Source organism: Pseudooceanicola lipolyticus, assembly GCF_002786325.1.
In the GTDB taxonomy this organism is placed as follows: domain Bacteria; phylum Pseudomonadota; class Alphaproteobacteria; order Rhodobacterales; family Rhodobacteraceae; genus Pseudooceanicola_C; species Pseudooceanicola_C lipolyticus.
In genome coordinates, this window is sequence record NZ_PGTB01000082.1 from 1 (window position 1) to 17,163 (window position 17,163).

The window sequence follows — 17,163 nt, forward strand, 5'->3', positions numbered from 1 at the left end:
GCCGGGGCCGAGCCATCGACCGCCAGCGCCGATGCCGCGCCGCCGGCCAGGGCGGCCAGCGAAAAGCCCCCGACATGGGAAAACACGTCCAGCACCCGCGCCCCCGGCGCCAGCCGCGCGGCAAAGGCATGGTTCGGGCGCTGGTCGAAGAACAGCCCGGTTTTCTGCCCGCCGGTCAGGTCGGCCATATAGGTGGCGCCGTTCATCGGCACCGGCACCGGCGCCTCTGGTGCATGGCCCCGCAACAGGCCCGAAACATCGTCCAGCCCTTCCAGCGTCCTTGTGCGCCCGCCGGCATTTTTCAGGATGGTCGTCGCCCCGGTGACCGCCGCCAGCGCCGCAGCCAGCGGCTCGATTAACCTCTCGGCCCAGGCGGCGTTGGGCTGCACCACGCAGATATCGCCAAACCGGTCGATCACCACGCCGGGCAGACCGTCGGCCTCGGCATGGACCAGCCGGTAGAACGGCGCCTCGAACAGCCGCTCGCGCAGGTCCAGCGCACGGCGCAGGCGGGCGGCGAACCAGGCCTCGTCCAGCTGCGCCGCCGGGTCGGGGTCGAGCATGCGGCAGATCAGCTTGGAGGCCGGGTTGACCGCCACCAGCCCCAGCGCGTTGCGCTCGCCATCTTCCAGCACCGCCAGCGCGCCGGGGGCGATCGCCCGCGTGCGCCGGTCGGTCACCAGGTCGCCGGCATAGACCCAGGGAAAGCCGCGGCGCAGCGGCCGGGCATCGGATTTCGGTTTCAGCCGGACATGCGGCAGTTCGAACAGGGATTGGCTCATGTCGGTGTCATAGCCGGAACGCCGGGCGGCCGGAAGAGGCTCAGCCGCGCGGCCGGGCGCGCCAGCCACCGCGCCGGCGCGGGCTGGTGATCTGGGTCAGCCCGTCGGTCAGCACCTGGGTCATCGGATGGTCTGGCGCGGCGCCGGCATGGCGCTCCAGCAGCCGCTGCAGCAGGCTGCTGTTGTCGCTGTCCACCGGCAGGCTCAGCGCCCAGTCCAGGAAGATGCTGCGGCATTCCTCGGCGGTGATGCCGTCGATGCGATAGGCCTCGTGGATCAGACCCTTGGGGTCGGTTTCGTCGCGCGGGGTCATGCCGCATCCCTTTCCGCCAGCGCCGCGTCGATCCGCGCCGCGCTGTCCTCATAGGCCTGTTCCAGGGCGTCGCGCAATGCCTGCACCGAGTCATAGCCGGTGCTGCGGCAGAAGAAGGCGGCGCCGCCCTCGCCGATCGCGTTGCTGTCCACCGGTCCCGCCGCGATCAGCCGCGCCGCCGTGGTCACCGACCAGAACAGCGCATAGGCGCGTTTCAGCGCCTGCGCATCCGTCTTGGCCAGCCAGCCGGATCTCACCGCGCCGTCCAGCCCCTCGGTGACCTCGCGCGCGGCGCTGCCGGCCATCAGCGCGCCGGCCTGGGCGGCCAGTTCGATATCTTGCATCCGGCCCGGCCCGGTCTTGGCATCCCACACGCCGGCGGGCGATTTTGCCTCGGCGATACGGGCGCGCATGTCGCGCAGTTCGCCCAGAACCTCGTCGGCGGTGCGCGAACGGCGCAGCAACTCGCGGCGGAAGGCGCGGATATCCTCGCCCAGCCCGCTCTCGCCGCCCGCGACCACGCGGGCGCGGGTCAGCGCCAGGTGCTCCCACACCCAGGCTTCCTTGCGCTGGTAGTCCTGGAAACTGGCCCAGCTGGTTGCCACCGGCCCCTGGTTGCCCGAGGGGCGCAGGCGCATGTCGACCTCGTAAAGCCGCCCTTCGGACATGCGCGCGGTCAGCGCGGTGATCAGCGCCTGGGTCAGCCGGGCGTAATAGGTCCGCGCCGGCAGCGCCCGCGGACCGTCCGAGGTCTCGGCCCCGTCCGGGTCGTAGATCACGATCAGGTCGAGATCGGAATCGGCGTTCAGCCGCCGCGCCCCCAACGAGCCCATGCCCAGCACCGCGGCCCCGCGCCCCGGTGGCGGGCCATGGCGCCGGGCGAACTGATCCACCACCACCGGGAACACCGCCTGAATGGCGGCATCGGCCAGGTCGGCATATTGCGCTCCGGCCTCGCCGGCGCCGATCAGCCCGCGCAGGTGATGTACGCCGATACGGAAATGCCACTCCTTGACCCAGCGGCGCGCCGCGTCCAGCCGGGTCTCGTAATCCTCTTCCGCGGCCAGCCGGGCGGCCAGCTGCTCTTGCAGCGGCCCCGCCCCCGGCCAATCGGCGAAGAACCCGCCGCCGATCACCGCATCGAAGACCGAGGCGTTGCGCGACAGGTAGGCGGCCAGCTCCGGCGCGGTGCCGACGATGTCGATCAGCAGGTCCAGCAGCTGCGGATTGGCCTCGAACAGCGAAAACAGCTGCACCCCGGCGGGCAGGCCCGCCAGGAACCCGTCCAGCGCCTTCAGCGCCTCGTCGGGCCGCGCGGTGCGGGCCAGCCGGCGCAGCAATTCCGGCCGCAGGCGCCGGAAGATCTGCTGCGCCCGCTGCGACCGCAGCGCCGGATAGCTGGGCCAGCGGGTGCAGATGCTGATGTCGAACTCGACCTCCGGCACCTCGGATGCGGCGGGCGTGTCGGGGGCAAAGAACCCCTCGGTCAGTTCGTGCACCGCGCTCAGCCGCTTGGCGATGGTGTCGGTCAGCGCGGCCACATCGGAGCCCATCAGGCAGGCGATGCGCTGCAATTCGTCCGGATTGACCGGCAGCTTGTGGGTCTGCGCGTCATGCAGCATCTGGATCCGGTGTTCCACCTCGCGATGGGCGCGGTAATGTTCGGCCAGGCTGTCGGCCACCTCCTGGCTGATCCAGCTGCGCGCCGCCAGCGCCATCAGCCCCGGCACGGTGCCGCGCACCCGAAGGCTTTCGTCGCGCCCACCGGAAATCAGCTGCTGGGTCTGGGTAAAGAACTCGATCTCGCGAATGCCGCCGCGGCCCAGCTTCATGTCGTGGCCCGCCACCTGCAACGGACCGCCCAGCCCCTTGCTTTCGCGGATCCGCAGCCGCATGTCATGCGCGTCCTGGATGGTGGCGTAATCCAGGTGCCGCCGCCAGATGAACGGCCGCAGGGCCGCGATGAACCGCTTGCCGGCAGCCAGGTCGCCGGCGGCCGGGCGCGCCTTGATATAGGCGGCGCGTTCCCAGGTCCGGCCCAGGCTTTCGTAATATTGTTCCGCCGCCGCCATCGACAGGCAGACCGGCGTGACCGACGGATCGGGGCGCAGCCGCAGGTCGGTGCGGAACACATAGCCGTCCTTGGTGCGCTCGTTCAGCATCGCCGACATCTCGCGCGTGGCCCGCACCAGCGCCTGCCGCGCCTCGGTGAAATCCTCGCGGGCATAGCGGGTTTCGTCGAACAGGCAGATCAGATCGATATCCGAGGAATAGTTCAGCTCGCCCGCGCCCATCTTGCCCATCGCCAGCACCACCATGCCGGCGGCGGTGGCGATATCGGAGTCGTCCTGGCCCGGCAGCTTGCCGCGCCGGATCTGGCGGGCGACCTGCGCCTTGACCGCCAGGTCACAGGCCAGCGCGGCAAAGTCGCTCAGCAGGCCGGTGACCCGCTCCAGCGGCCAGACCCCGGCCAGATCGGCCAGCGCGGTGATCAGCGCGATACGTTTCTTGGCGATGCGCAGGCCACGGCCCAGCTCGTCCTCGGCCAGGTTCGGCAGCTCGTCCAGCAGCGCCGCGACGGCGGCATCGGGATCGTCCAGCGCTTCTTGCAGCCAGTCGCTCTGGGTTTCGATCAGCCCGGCCAGATAGGGGCTGCTGCCCGCGGTGCCGATCAGCAGATCGCCGAGCGGTGGCGACAGTTTCGGCAGATGGTCCAGCACCTCGCGGCCCACTTCGGGGGCAAAGGCGCGCGGCAGCCGGGTGATGCGGGATTCGAAACTCATGCTGGCGTGCCGCCCTGCGTCAGCGCCGGCGTGTCCTGGCTGAACAGGTTGCGCCATCCGTCCTCTCCCCTTTGCCACAGCGACGAGACATACATCGCCTCGGATCTCCCGGCCCCCACCGGGGTATAGCACGCCAGATAGGCCAGCATCACGAGGTCGGCGGAATAGACCTGTAGCCGGGCCTCGCGGATCTCGTAGCTTTGCATCGTCGGGCCATTGGCCAGCTGGCCGCAATGACCGTCGCGGCCGGAAAACCCGCTGGGATAGACGCCCAGGAATTCCGGCGCCAGCGCCGCCCGGTCCGCCGCCGCATCGCCAGACACCAGCGCCTGCCAGACGCGCCGTTCCTGCGCGAGCATCTCTTCCAGATCCGGTGCTGTCTTGTCTTCCCCCGCCATGCTGCGCAATGTGCATGGCCGAGAGGCAGGGTCAAGGAGCAGGCCATGAGCAAGAGTCTGAAACGGGTGCGCCAGGCGCTGGAAGCGGCCGGGCTGAGCGCCGAGATCCGCGAAACCGAGCTGGCCCGCACCGCGGCCGACGCCGCCACTGCGGTGGGCTGCGAGGTGGACCAGATCGCCAAGTCGATCATCTTCCAGGGGCAGGAAAGCGGCCGCGCGGTGCTGTTCCTGACCGCCGGCGGCAACCGGGTGGATGCGGCCAAGGCGGCACAGGTCGCCGGCGAACCGCTGGGCAAGGCCGACGCGGCATTGGTACGCGCACAGACCGGTTTTGCCATTGGCGGGGTGTCGCCGGTGGGCCACCTGTCGCCAATCCGGGCCTGGCTGGATCCGCGCCTGGCCGAGTTCGAGCTGATCTGGGCCGCGGCGGGCACGCCGCATCATGTCTTTCCGATCAGCCCAGCCGACCTGGAACGTATAACCGGCGCGCAACCTGCTGATTTCACTTCGTAAATCCTATAATGTAAAAATCTTTCACATTAACCCTTGCAAAGGCCGGGCGGGATACCGACATTGGTGATGTGAAAAGGCTTCACATTCAACTGATCAACACCGGAGTGACCCGCTAATGACCACAATGTCCGATACCGCTCCTGGCCCGTCGCCCCTGGGCTGGTTTTCCAAGGCCGAGGCCTGGCTGGACCACAAGGGCAAGGGCGCTTGGATCGCCGCCATGGTGCTCGGCTTCGTCTTCTTCTGGCCGATCGGTCTGGCCCTTCTGTTCTACATGATCTGGAGCAAGCGCATGTTCAATTCCTCCTGCCGTGGAAAAGCCTGGAAATCCCAGCGATTTAACGCTCATACCACCACCGGCAACAGCGCCTTCGACGCCTACAAGGCCGATACGCTGCGCCGCCTGGAACAGGAACAGAACGATTTCGAAGCGTTCCTGGAGCGTCTGCGCGAAGCCAAGGACAAGGCCGAGTTCGACCAGTTCATCGACGAGCGCGCGAAAAAAGCCGCCGAGGGCGACGAGGCGTAACCCGCCTCCACGACCCCAGCCAGAGGCCCCGCCGCAGCGGGGCCCCAAACCGTTCACCCCCCAAAAGAGAAAGCTCCGCCGCGCATGGACCACCTGCCCGATCCCGACCGCCAGCCGCAATTCTATGCCTCGGTCCCGGCCAAGCGGCTGGTCGCCTGGGTGGTGGACACGCTGCTGATCGTGCTGATCAGCCTGGGCGTGGTGCTGGCCACCGCCTTTGTCGGCCTGCTGATCTGGCCGCTGCTGTACCTGACCATCGGCTTTGCCTATCGCGTGGTGACGCTGGCCAACCGCTCGGCCACGCTGGGCATGCGCTTTGCCGGGATCGAGTTTCGCACCGCCTCGGGCAGCCGATTCGACATGGGCCATGCGCTGCTGCACACCACCGGCTTTACCCTCAGCGTCGCCGTGCCGATTCTACAGGTGATTTCGGTGGTGATGATGCTGACCGGGCCGCGCGCGCAGGGTTTGACCGACCTGTTTCTGGGCACCGCGGCACTGAACCGGCGCAGCACCTGAAACACGCTGCCTTTCGCGCGGATTCGCCACTTGGCGACCGCAAAAGGCGTTGTTATCATCGTTCAAACAGATTGATGAGATTATGAGATTAGATGCGCCACACGCTGCCCATAGCGCCTCAGTTCTATGTGACGGCTCCCCAGCCCTGCCCGTATCTCGAGGGCAGAATGGAGCGAAAGCTGTTTACTGCCCTGCAGGGCGATAACGCCGACAAGCTGAACAATTCGCTGTCGCAGCAGGGCTTTCGTCGTTCGCAGAACGTGCTCTACCGGCCGTCCTGCGCCGAATGCTCGGCCTGCCTGTCGGCACGTATCGATATCAACCGGTTCCGCCCCTCGCGCAGCCAGCGCAAGATCGCCCGGCGCAATGAACAACTGGTGCGCCGCGCCACCTCGCCCTGGGCGACGGAAGAACAATACGAGCTGTTCCGCCGCTATCTGGACGTGCGCCATGCCGATGGCGGCATGGCCGATATGGACGTGTTCGAATTTGCCGCGATGATCGAGGAAACCCCGATCCGCAGCCGGGTGGTGGAATATGCCGATCCCGACAGCAACGCGCTGATCGCGGTCAGCCTGACCGACGTGCTGGAGGACGGGGTCAGCATGGTCTATTCCTTCTACACCCCCGACCTGCCGCAGGCGAGCCTGGGCACCTACATGATCCTCGACCATGTCGAAATCGCCCGCGAGGCCGGGCTGCCCTATGTCTACCTGGGCTATTGGGTGCCGGGCAGCCAGAAGATGGGGTACAAGTCCAACTTCTCCGGGCTCGAGGTCTATCTGGGCGGCGCCTGGCAGGTGATGACCGACCCCAAATCGCACGGCGCCGACCTGCACCCGCTGTCGACCGATCCGATTGCCGAACAGGTCGCCAATATCCATCTGCCCGATCGCCGCCCGACCCGTCGCTGACCAGGTCGAAGCCGCCGGAAATGGGGATCGTCCTCGCCTGAGCCGCCGTCCCGGAGCCTAATCCGGGATCTCGGAACGCGCGCGACCGCGTTGCGCAACCAGCCTGCCACTCGTTTGAACGCTGTCCCGGACCCCGATCCGGACCTCGGATCAGGACCGGCAGATCCCGGCCCGGAGGCCGGGATTTTGTCACGCGGCGCGGAGCCCGCGCCGCGTGGTTCAGTTCGGGATCAGATCCGGGACGATGGTCACGATGCCCGGGAAGAACCACAATATGCCAATCCCCAGCACCTGGATGATCACGAAGGGGAACACACCGCGATAGATATGGCCGGTGGTCACCTCCTTCGGCGCCACCCCGCGCAGGTAGAACAGCGCAAAGCCGAAGGGCGGGGTCAGGAACGAGGTCTGCAGGTTCACCGCGATCATGATCGTCACCCATTTCGGGTCGAAGGATCCGCCGTAGATCACCGGCCCGACAATCGGGATCACGATATAGATGATCTCGAGGAAATCGAGCACGAAGCCCAGCAGGAACAGCACCAGCATCACGATCAGGAAGACGGTGAATTCCGAATCGAAGCTGCGCAGGAATTGCTGGATGTAATGTTCGCCCCCGAAGGAGATCACCACCAGGTTCAGCAGCTGCGACCCGATCAGGATGGTGAACACCATCGAGGTCACCTTGGCCGTCTCGCGCACGACCGGACCCAGCACCGAGTTCTTCAACAGCACCCAGCAGGAATAGAGCAGCCCGAAAAACGCGAACATGTAGCAGGCGAAGGCCACCAAGAAGGCCAGCCAGCTTTCAAAGGTCACCTCGGCATGGTTGATCCGCAGGTCGAAATTGATCCCGGCCAGGATCATCACCACCACCGCGAAGGCGGCAAAGATCACCACCCGACCGGATTCGCCGTTGTCCTGCAGCTTGCGATAGGCGGCCAGCATGATGGCCCCGGCCGCCCCCAGCGCCGCGGCGGGCGTCGGGTTGGTGATGCCGCCCAGGATCGAGCCCAGCACCGCCACGATCAACACCAGCGGCGGAAAGACGACGCGGATCAGGTCGCTCTGCGACAGCCGGTCCACCGCGTGACGGCAGCCCCAAAGGGTGATCGCCAGTGGGATCAACAGCAGGATCACCGTTGCCATCGAACTGGTGGCCGGGCCGATCAGGAAGATATCCGCCAGCAGCATCAGAACCAGCCCACCGGCGCCGATGATCAGCGGCCTGGGGTCAGAGAGCGGCGACACCCCGCGCGCACCGCTCAGGACGATGCCCAGCAGGATGATGATGGTGGCGATGCCGGTGCCGATCGGCGGCGCGTTCCAGTCGCGTGCGGGCTGCGCCGGGGCATCCGCCTCGGCATCGGCCTCGGGTTCCGGCGCCGGGTCGCTTGCGCCCTGGGCGCGCAGGCGCACGGATTCGTCCCAGGCCTCCTGCCCGTGCAGCTCGATCATCGCCTCGCGGCACTGGTCGCTGACATTGGTGCGCAGCAGGGTGGTGTCGCTGGACTGTACCTGGAACGCCGCGCGCTGGTCTTGGCTGCCCAGCAGCCCGACCTGGTTCAACATCACCGCGCCGCCGATCAGCAGCACCGGCACAATCAGGAACCAGGTCAGGGTCTCGCCGCGGGTCACCGCCTCGCCGGTATCGCCCTCGATATTGACCGCGGGCGCCCGCGACGGGTTCAGCAGCGCATAGCCGAAGGCATAGGCGGCATAGAGGAAGGCCAGCAGGATCCCCGGCAGCATTGCCGCCTGGAACAGCGTGCCCACCGACACCACCGCTGGCCGGCCCAGATAGGTCAGCGCATCGGTGCAGCCGGCGGTCTGGGCCCGGGCCTCCTGTGCGGTGGAATAGAGGTCGCCAGCCAGGGTGCCCAGCAGAACGATCACGATCGACGGCGGGATGATCTGGCCCAGCGTGCCCGAGGCGGAAATCACCCCGGTGGACAGTTCCGGCGAATAGCCGTTGCGCAGCATGGTGGGCAACGACAGCAGGCCCATCGTCACCACCGTGGCGCCGACGATCCCGGTCGACGCGGCCAGGAAGGCCCCGACCACCACCACCGACACGGCCAGGCCGCCCGGCAGCGGGCCGAAGACCCGCGCCATGGTGGTCAGCAGATCCTCGGCGATCTTCGAGCGTTCCAGCACGATGCCCATCATCACGAACATCAACACCGCCAGCAGCGTCTCGATCGACTGGCCGGCAAAGACCCGTTCGTTCATCCGGTTGACGATGAAGGACAGGTTGCGGTCCATCGCCTGTTCCCAGCCGCCCGGAAACAGCGCCTCTTCGACCCGCGGCAGGTCCGGGTATCGGAACACGCTGACCGTGTCGCGCGCGACGCCGGTATTCAGCAGGTCGCGATAGGCCTGCGACCCGGTGTCGATGGCCTGGTGGATCAGCAGCCCGGCGCTGTCGAGCGCGGCAATGATCCCGAACGAAATAATGCCCGCGCCGGCGATGGCAAAGGCCACCGGGAACCCCGACAAAATGCCGCCGAACAGGCAGCACAGCACGATCAGCAATCCGATCTCGACGCCGTCCAATCCGAAAATCATCTGCCCTGCCCCCTAGTGCGTGCCTTCATAGGCTTCTTCGCCCTCGCCCAAGGTATCCTTGTCGAGGTATTTGTTTTCGCTTTGCTCACCTTCCCGGAATTCCAGCAGCGAGCGGTAGAAAAAGGCCACCGCCTGCAACAGAACCAGCGCGGTAAAGGTGCACATCAGTATCTTGAACAGGAAATACCCGTTGAAGCCGCTGGGTGAAAAGCCGATGGTTTCGACATTCCATTTCACGATCTTCGACTTGCGCAGCATCAGTTCCAGCGAATCCGAAGCCGAGACCTTGGGCGTGATCAGGTTGCGCCACAGGAAGAACCAGGCATAGAGCCAGGTCAGCACCGCCGCCGGGACCATGAAGAAGATCGACCCGAACATGTCGATGATCTTCTTGGTGCGGAACCGCACCACCGCATAGACCAGGTCGACCCGGACATGCCCGCCCTGCACGAAGGTGTAGGTGACGCACAGCGCCACCACGATGGCGTTATAGAGTTTCAGCTCTTCCGAGAACCAGCCCACCGACTGGGTAAAGCCGAAGCCCAGCGGCGCGATGGTCAGGTTGCCCAGCCGGAACACCGATTGCAGGAACACCACCATCACCTGCTGCAACACCATCAGCAACCCGACCCAGGCGGCGGCGCGGCCGATGAAATTGGCCAGGCTTTCCAGCGCGATGGTGCAGCCCCACATGACGCGCGGCACGATCAGGCCGATCACGGTGACCACCAGGAAGATGTCGAACAGCGCGAAGAACAGTTCGATCGAGGCGCCGTAATAGATGAACCGCATCAGCGCTTCGTTGTCCGACCAGTCCAGCCAGAGCGAAAGATGCGTCAATGCGTAGAAGATATTGTAAAAGCCCATCCCGATATTGGTGATGAACCAAATCAGAGCGTCACCCATCCGCGCCGCCTCGCTGTCAGAACGGCCGCGCGCGGTTCACGCGCGCGGCCCTGTCACGTTTCCGGTTGCTGGTTTACATCGCCGCCAGAACGCGGTTGCGCTGGCTTGCATAGGCGCTGTCCGACTGGCTGAGCCATTCGGAGGAGGCGCGCAGCGAGGCCTGGGCCGACTCGTGGATCTTCTTGAACAGATCGTCATCGGTATAGCTGTTCAGCAGCTCGACCGAGGCCGACCCGAAGGCGTCCCAGATGTCATCCGCGAACGAGCGCAGCTGTGCCCCGCCCGAGGTCAGGCGCGCCAGCGCCGGGCCGTTATTGGCGATGAACTGGGCATAGTTCGCCTGGTGCGCGTCTGCCGATGCGATCTCGATCGCCTTCTGCTGGCTTGGGGTCAGGCTGTTGAACACTTCCAGGTTGGTCGCCACCGACAGCGCCGCGCCGGGCTCGTGGAAGCCGGCGGGATAGTAGAAGTCGCAGACCTCCTGCAGGCCCAGCTTTTCATCCGACCACGGGCCGATCCACTCGGTCGCGTCCAGCGCACCCGAGCTGAGCGCCTGATAGATTTCGCCGCCGGGAATGTTCTGCACCGAGGCACCCAGCTTGGACAGCGCTTCGCCGCCCAGGCCCGGCATGCGGAATTTCAGGCCTTTGAAGTCATCGGCCGAGTTTACCTCCCTGCGGAACCAGCCGCCGCCCTGCGCGCCGGTCTGACCGGCGATGAACGACCGCAGGCCGAACACTTCGCCCAGTTCGTGATGCAGCGCCATGCCGTCCTGGCCATAGTACCAGGTCATCATTTCCGGCGCGGTCATGCCGAAGGGCACCGCGGTGAAATAGGCCCAGGCCGGGTGCTGGCCGACGAAGTAATAGTCGGCGCCGTGATACATGTCGGCCTGACCGGCGGTCACCGCGTCGAACACTTCCAGCGCGCCCACCAGTTCGCCAGCCGCCTTGGTGTCGACCGTGATCTGGCCATCGGTTGCCGCCGAGACATTCGAAGCCACGCGTTCGACCGAATCCCAAACCCCGGCCAACCCGCGCGGCCAGGTGCAGACCATGGTCAGCGTGCGCTTGCCCTGGGCATAGGCCGGTGCCGCCAGCGAGGTTGCCGCAGCGGCGCTGCCGCCCAGAGCCGATGTCTTGAGAAAAGAGCGTCGATCCATAAGTATTAATCCTCCCGAGATTTTGGACTTGGTCCGCGCATGGCCGCGCGAACGGATCGTTGAAGTGGTCCCACCCTAACCGACCAGATCAAAATGTGAATAGATATTCACGTTATTTTTGGCCTACATATTAGGCAAGTAGCGGGAAAGTTGCGCCACTGACCCCACCATCGGGGCCAATTGTTACCGAAATGTTTCGAGAGCGGTGGAAACTGCCAGCCCGGGCCCGGCAGGGGCGCCATCACGGCACGCGATGATTCGCCGTTCCGGCACCGCGACCGGCGCGATTGCGGCGCGTGACAGCGCGGGCCGATCCGCCCAAAGACCCGCCAACACCCCAATCCGGCCCCGATTTCGGCGGAAATAAAATTGCGCCACTGGCGCTGCTTGCGCAACTAAGGCGAAAATTTCCACGCCCTCAGGACGTCAAAGACCGGATTTGTCTGTTGACGCCCCCGCCCCGCACCCATAAGGTCCGCGCACCAGAAGGAGACCCGGTCATGTTGACCCTAGTCGTAATCGTAGGATGCACGCGCATGGGCCGGTAACGGTAGACCATAATCTGACCCATGCGCCTCCGAAAATCCTTCGGGGGCTTTTTTTTGGCCGAAAACAAGACGAAATCGCGGATGGAGCAAGACAGATGACACGCGAAATGACCGGAGCAATGATGGTGGTTCAGGCGCTGAAGGATCAGGGCGTGGACACGGTATTCGGTTATCCCGGCGGCGCTGTCCTGCCGATTTACGACGAGATCTTCCAGCAGAACGATATTCGTCACATCCTGGTGCGCCACGAACAGGGCGCGGTTCACGCCGCCGAGGGCTATGCCCGCTCGACCGGCAAGCCGGGGGTCTGCTTGGTCACCTCGGGGCCCGGTGCCACCAATGCCGTCACCGGCCTGACCGATGCGCTGATGGATTCGATCCCGATCGTGGTCCTGACCGGCCAGGTGCCAACCTTCCTGATCGGCTCGGACGCCTTCCAGGAGGCCGATACCGTTGGCATTACCCGCCCCTGCACCAAGCATAACTGGCTGGTCAAGGATCCCGACCGGCTGTCCGGGACCATTCACGAGGCGTTCCACGTCGCCACCTCGGGCCGCCCCGGTCCGGTGCTGGTGGATATCCCCAAGGACGTGCAATTCGCCACCGGCACATATACCGCGCCGAAACCAGCCGAATCCCACTATCGCCCGCGGGTAAAGGGCGACATGGAAGAGATCACCGAACTGGTGGCGGCCATCGAGAAGGCGAAAAAACCGGTCTTCTATACCGGCGGCGGCGTGATCAATTCCGGCAAGAGCGCCAGCCTGCTGCTGCGCGAACTGGTCGATGCCACCGGCTTTCCGGTCACCTCGACGCTGATGGGCCTGGGCGCCTATCCGGCCAGCGGCAAGAACTGGCTGGGGATGCTGGGCATGCATGGCCTGTACGAGGCCAATATGGCGATGCATGATTGCGACCTGCTGATCAATATCGGCGCCCGGTTCGACGACCGCATCACCGGGCGCATCGACGCCTTCAGCCCGCATTCGAAAAAGGCGCATATCGACATCGACCCGTCCTCGATCAACAAGGTGATCAAGGCCGATATCCCCATCGTCGGCGATGTGGCGCATGTGCTGGAAGACATCCTGAAGGTCTGGAAGTCGCGCGGCCGCAAGACCGAGACCGAAGCGGTGAAAACCTGGCACAAGCAGATCGACGGCTGGCGCAAGGTCGACTGCCTGGCCTATCGCCCGTCGGAAAAGACCATCAAGCCGCAATATGCGCTGCAACGGCTGGAAGAACTGACCAAGCACCGGAAAGACCGGTTCATCTGCACCGAGGTCGGCCAGCACCAGATGTGGGCGGCGCAGTTCCTGGGCTTTGAAGAGCCCAACCAGTGGATGACCTCTGGCGGGCTGGGCACCATGGGTTATGGCTTTCCCGCCTCGATCGGCGTGCAGATCGCCCATCCCGACGCGCTGGTGATCAATGTCGCCGGCGAGGCGTCGTGGCTGATGAACATGCAGGAGCTGGGCACCGCGGCGCAGTTCCGCCTGCCGGTCAAGCAGTTCATCCTGAACAACGAACGCCTTGGCATGGTGCGGCAATGGCAGGAGCTGCTGCATGGCGAACGCTATTCGCATTCCTGGTCCGAGGCGCTGCCCGATTTCGTCAAGCTGGCCGAAGCCTTCGGCGCCAAGGGCATCCTGTGCAAGGATCCGGCCGATTTGGATGACGCGATCATGGAGATGCTGAACCACGACGGTCCGGTGATCTTCGACTGCCTGGTGGAAAAGCACGAGAACTGTTTCCCGATGATCCCCTCGGGCAAGGCCCATAACGAGATGCTGCTGGGCGAAGCCGAGACCCAGGGCGTGATCGACACCAAAGGCGCCGCGCTGGTTTAATCAGAGTGCAGGAAGACGTCGTCCGGGATCACCGTGGTTCCGGACGTCCGCAACACAGGAAAGGCAAGGACATGTCCGCCCTACATATCAAGCAAGGCTCCACCAGCCACTCCGCCTATAACCTGCGCCCGTCCTTTTCCGACGTGGTGGAGAAACACACCATCGCCGTGCTGGTCGAAAACGAACCCGGCGTGCTGGCCCGCGTGATCGGGCTGTTTTCCGGGCGCGGCTATAACATCGAAAGCCTGACGGTGGCCGAGGTCGACCATACCGGCCATCTCAGCCGCATCACCATCGTCACCGCCGGCACGCCGCAGGTGATCGAACAGATCAAGGCCCAGCTGGGCCGCATCGTGCCGGTGCATGACGTGCACGACCTCACCGTCGAAGGCCCTTCGGTGGAACGCGAACTGGCGATGTTCAAGGTGGTCAGCGACGGCGACAAGCGGGTCGAGGCGCTGCGCCTGGCCGATATCTTCCGCGCCAACGTGGTCGACAGCACGCTGAAAAGCTTTGTCTTCGAGATCACCGGCGCCCCCGACAAGATCGATGCCTTCGCCGACCTGATGCGCCCGCTGGGCCTGACCGAGATGGCCCGTACCGGGGTCGCCGCCCTGCTCAGAGGCGACTGACCCCGGCACGTTCGCCGCGCCGGCCCCGACGCGGCGCCACCTGGCCGCAACCAATCGGGATGATGTTTGCCTGGCCCGTCTCCTCCCCGGCCGTGGCGCTCTTCCCTTGCGCCGCGGCCTCGGACCTCACCCCATGCAACTGGTCGGCCAACCTCGCATAGACACCCCCGGCAATCAGCCGGGGGTTGAGTGCCTGGCGGCGGTGTTGGTGCAATGTCACCTCGAACTGAACCAGATCACCTGCATCCAGATCGGGCGTCTTGGCCCCTGCTGTCCTGCGGTAGAATGCAAGGTCACCGTGGTCCTCGCACCAGATGACCGCATTTCGATCATGAGTGTCGCTCCAAAGAACTACACCAAGCATTGGCTGTCCCGCTTTTCGATATATCCCCAGAGTGAAACAAAACGGCGCGTTCGCGAAGGCAAAATCGGGCGCCGGGCGCTTGCATTTTGTGTCTGAATTGATAGGGTTCTGCCGTTAATTTGCACCAGCCCTGACGCCGTACAGCATCAAAATTAGCCGGCGGCCCTGGTGTGTTATTGCGATTATTTGGCGTTATGCGCCTCCAATTGATATCCTGGGACAAATCCATGCAGGAGACATGCTGAACAAGTCACGATCTCCTGCCGAACTGCGCAGCATGTTTGGCGCCAATCTGCGCCGTATGTCGCAGGATTACCCGTCGATCTCGGAATTGGCGCGTCAACTTGGCGTCAACCGGACACAATTCAACCGCTACTTGTCCGGCGAAAGTTTCCCCCGTCCCGATGTGCTGGACCGGATCTGCAACTTTTTCGAGGTCGATGCGCGCATCCTGCTGGAACCGGTGGACAAGCTGGGCTCGGGCAGCGCGATCATGACCGGGCCGTTCCTGGCCGATTTCGTCGGCAAGGGCCTGCTGGGCATCCCGGAGGATGAGTTCCCATCGGGGTTCTACCGGTTTTCACGGCGCAGTTTCCTGAGCGAGGACCAGTTTGTCGTCGGCCTGGTCTATGTGTTCCGCGAGAACCGCGCCACCTATGTGCGGGGCTTCGAGGCGCGCGACGCGATGCGCCAGCAGGGCCTGCCCGAGAATGCGCGCGCCCGCGAATTCCGTGGCTTCGTCGCCCGGCAGGAAGATGCGATCACCCTGACGATTTCGCGGCGGAACACCATGACCGGGTCGTTCAATTACCTGTCGCGGGTGCCGTCCTTCGAAAACAATTTCTGGGTCGGCTATGTCACCCGCACCGTGCGGGAAAACCCCGTCGGCCAACGGGTAGAACGGATGGTGTATGAACATCTGGGCCGCAATCCCGGCAAGGTCCTGTCGGCGGCGCGCTCTGCCGGCTTTCACAGCGCCGACCGGTTGCTGCCCTATCACCGACGCCTGCTGCAACCCGATACCCCGTTCCGTTAAGCCGCGGAATCATGTCGCAGAGGGCGGATTCTGGTCGCGAAGGGACCGGACGGGCCCGCCGCGGCGGTTCTAGGCTGCTCCCGTCCCCTGGGAGTTTCCGCCATGCCAACGCCCGCCACCGACCTCTCTGCCGTCCGCCGCCCGATCGACCGCGCCCAGGGCCTGCCCAATGAGCATTACACCGATCCGCAGGTGATCGCCGAGGAGAACCAGGCGCTGCTGAGGCAGCACTGGGCCGGGCTGGCGGTGGCCGCCGATGTACCCGAACCGGGCGACGCCCTGCCCTTGTCCTTTCTCGACATGCCGTTGCTGCTGTTGCGGGACCGGCAGGGCCAGGTGCGGGTGTTTCACAACATCTGCCGCCATCGCGGCATGATCCTGGTCGACGCGCCGCGCCGGATCGAGGGGGCGCTGCGCTGTCCCTATCACAGCTGGTGTTATGGCACCGATGGCCGGCTGGTCAGCACGCCGCATGTCGGCGGGCCGGGCCACAATACCCATGACGCCATCGACCGGCGCAGCCTGGGCCTGGTCGAGGTGCGCAGCCATGTCTGGCGCGACGTGGTCTGGATCAATCTGAGCGGCGATGCCCCGGCCTTTGAGCAGGCGATGGCCGGGGTGATCGCGCGCTGGGCCGCCTTCGACCAGCCGCTGTTTCACGGCGGCGCGGACAGCCGGTTCAACCTGGTGGTGCAGGCGAACTGGAAACTGGCGGTCGAGAATTATTGCGAAAGCTATCACCTGCCCTGGGTACATCCCGGGCTGAACAGCTATTCGCGGCTGGAAGATCACTATCCGATCGAGGAACCGGGCCAGTTCGCGGGTCAGGGCACCCGCGTCTATCGCCAAATCCGGTCGGAGAGCGATGGCGCCACCTTCCCGGATTTCGCGGACCTGCCCGCGCCGTGGCAGAGCGCCGCGGAATATATCGCGGTGTTTCCAAACGTGCTGCTGGGGGTGCATCGCGACCATGCCTTTGCCATCCTGCTGATGCCCGAGGCGGCGGACCGCACGGTGGAACAGGTGCATCTGTACTATCCTCGCCCCGATACCGACCCGGCGCTGCGGGCGCAGAACGCGCGGCAATGGAAACTGGTCTTCGAGGAAGACATCTTCGTGGTCGAGGGGATGCAGCGCGGACGGCGCTCGCCCGGCTTCGATGGCGGCCGGTTCTCGCCGGTGATGGACGGGCCCACGCATCTGTTCCACCGCTGGGTGGCCGACCGGATGGACCGCGCGCGCACCACCCCGGCCCAGCCACATGCGGCGGAATGACAGGGCTGCACGCGCGGCTGCTGGCCGCGCATGACGGCAACGACCGGGCGGCGCTGGTCGCGCTTTATACC

At 65.3% G+C, this 17,163-nt stretch carries 16 protein-coding genes; 9 read left to right on the forward strand and 7 right to left on the reverse strand.

The genetic code is table 11. The features are described 5' to 3' along the window. From CVM52_RS16345 to CVM52_RS16360, 4 genes are all read right to left on the reverse strand, one after another. On the reverse strand, positions 1-782 hold a 782-nt coding region (locus CVM52_RS16345), incomplete at its 3' end, for a class I SAM-dependent rRNA methyltransferase (protein ID WP_205964973.1). Between the two features lie 40 nt (positions 783-822). After that, positions 823-1,095: a hypothetical protein gene (locus tag CVM52_RS16350; protein WP_100163543.1), complete on the reverse strand. Its 273-nt coding sequence runs from the start codon at positions 1,093-1,095 to the stop codon at positions 823-825. After that, the gene (glnE, locus tag CVM52_RS16355) at positions 1,092-3,878 is read right to left on the reverse strand and encodes a bifunctional [glutamate--ammonia ligase]-adenylyl-L-tyrosine phosphorylase/[glutamate--ammonia-ligase] adenylyltransferase (RefSeq protein WP_100163544.1); all 2,787 of its coding nucleotides are present in this window, start codon (positions 3,876-3,878) and stop codon (positions 1,092-1,094) included. Before glnE ends, CVM52_RS16350 begins: the two co-directional genes overlap by 4 nt. Continuing rightward, positions 3,875-4,276 carry a nuclear transport factor 2 family protein gene (locus tag CVM52_RS16360; RefSeq protein WP_100163545.1) on the reverse strand — a complete coding sequence of 134 codons (402 nt, stop codon included), beginning with the start codon at positions 4,274-4,276 and terminating at the stop codon, positions 3,875-3,877. The genes glnE and CVM52_RS16360 overlap by 4 nt, the downstream gene beginning before the upstream one ends. Before the next feature lie 45 nt (positions 4,277-4,321). Between CVM52_RS16360 and CVM52_RS16365 the strand changes: the two genes are divergently transcribed. The 4 genes from CVM52_RS16365 to CVM52_RS16380 all read left to right on the forward strand — a co-directional run bounded on the left by CVM52_RS16365 (position 4,322) and on the right by CVM52_RS16380 (position 6,751). Next, the gene (locus CVM52_RS16365) at positions 4,322-4,789 is read left to right on the forward strand and encodes a YbaK/EbsC family protein (RefSeq protein WP_100163546.1); all 468 of its coding nucleotides are present in this window, start codon (positions 4,322-4,324) and stop codon (positions 4,787-4,789) included. Between the two features lie 115 nt (positions 4,790-4,904). After that, positions 4,905-5,318 (forward strand): DUF2852 domain-containing protein, encoded by a 414-nt coding sequence (locus CVM52_RS16370; protein ID WP_100163547.1) that lies wholly within the window; start codon positions 4,905-4,907, stop codon positions 5,316-5,318. A gap of 84 nt (positions 5,319-5,402) precedes the next feature. Further along, positions 5,403-5,837, forward strand: coding sequence for an RDD family protein (locus tag CVM52_RS16375; RefSeq protein WP_100163548.1), 435 nt, complete (start codon positions 5,403-5,405; stop codon positions 5,835-5,837). A gap of 92 nt (positions 5,838-5,929) precedes the next feature. After that, a complete protein-coding gene (locus CVM52_RS16380; protein WP_100163549.1) occupies positions 5,930-6,751 on the forward strand; it encodes an arginyltransferase in 822 nt (273 codons plus the stop codon). 219 nt (positions 6,752-6,970) lie between these two features. Here the strand turns inward: CVM52_RS16380 and CVM52_RS16385 are convergent, their stop codons facing one another. The 3 genes from CVM52_RS16385 to CVM52_RS16395 form a co-directional block, all read right to left on the reverse strand. Further along, positions 6,971-9,319 carry a TRAP transporter large permease gene (locus CVM52_RS16385; protein ID WP_100163550.1) on the reverse strand — a complete coding sequence of 783 codons (2,349 nt, stop codon included), beginning with the start codon at positions 9,317-9,319 and terminating at the stop codon, positions 6,971-6,973. Positions 9,320-9,331: 12 nt separating this feature from the next. Beyond that, positions 9,332-10,225: a TRAP transporter small permease subunit gene (locus CVM52_RS16390; RefSeq protein ID WP_100163551.1), complete on the reverse strand. Its 894-nt coding sequence runs from the start codon at positions 10,223-10,225 to the stop codon at positions 9,332-9,334. Positions 10,226-10,298: 73 nt separating this feature from the next. After that, the gene (locus tag CVM52_RS16395) at positions 10,299-11,387 is read right to left on the reverse strand and encodes a TRAP transporter substrate-binding protein (protein WP_100163552.1); all 1,089 of its coding nucleotides are present in this window, start codon (positions 11,385-11,387) and stop codon (positions 10,299-10,301) included. A gap of 643 nt (positions 11,388-12,030) precedes the next feature. On the opposite strand from CVM52_RS16395, the gene CVM52_RS16400 reads away from it, so the two are divergent. The 5 genes from CVM52_RS16400 to CVM52_RS16420 all read left to right on the forward strand — a co-directional run bounded on the left by CVM52_RS16400 (position 12,031) and on the right by CVM52_RS16420 (position 17,092). Beyond that, positions 12,031-13,785 carry an acetolactate synthase 3 large subunit gene (locus tag CVM52_RS16400; RefSeq protein ID WP_100163553.1) on the forward strand — a complete coding sequence of 585 codons (1,755 nt, stop codon included), beginning with the start codon at positions 12,031-12,033 and terminating at the stop codon, positions 13,783-13,785. A 71-nt stretch (positions 13,786-13,856) separates the two neighbouring features. After that, complete coding sequence (gene ilvN, locus CVM52_RS16405; RefSeq protein WP_100163554.1) at positions 13,857-14,417, forward strand: acetolactate synthase small subunit; 561 nt, start codon at positions 13,857-13,859, stop codon at positions 14,415-14,417. Between the two features lie 133 nt (positions 14,418-14,550). Next, positions 14,551-14,877, forward strand: coding sequence for a hypothetical protein (locus CVM52_RS26650; protein ID WP_133119869.1), 327 nt, complete (start codon positions 14,551-14,553; stop codon positions 14,875-14,877). A gap of 142 nt (positions 14,878-15,019) precedes the next feature. Beyond that, positions 15,020-15,817, forward strand: a complete 798-nt coding sequence (locus CVM52_RS16415) for a helix-turn-helix domain-containing protein (protein WP_100163556.1) — start codon at positions 15,020-15,022, stop codon at positions 15,815-15,817. A gap of 102 nt (positions 15,818-15,919) precedes the next feature. Continuing rightward, positions 15,920-17,092 (forward strand): aromatic ring-hydroxylating oxygenase subunit alpha, encoded by a 1,173-nt coding sequence (locus tag CVM52_RS16420; RefSeq protein ID WP_100163557.1) that lies wholly within the window; start codon positions 15,920-15,922, stop codon positions 17,090-17,092. The last annotated feature ends 71 nt before the right edge of the window (positions 17,093-17,163 follow it).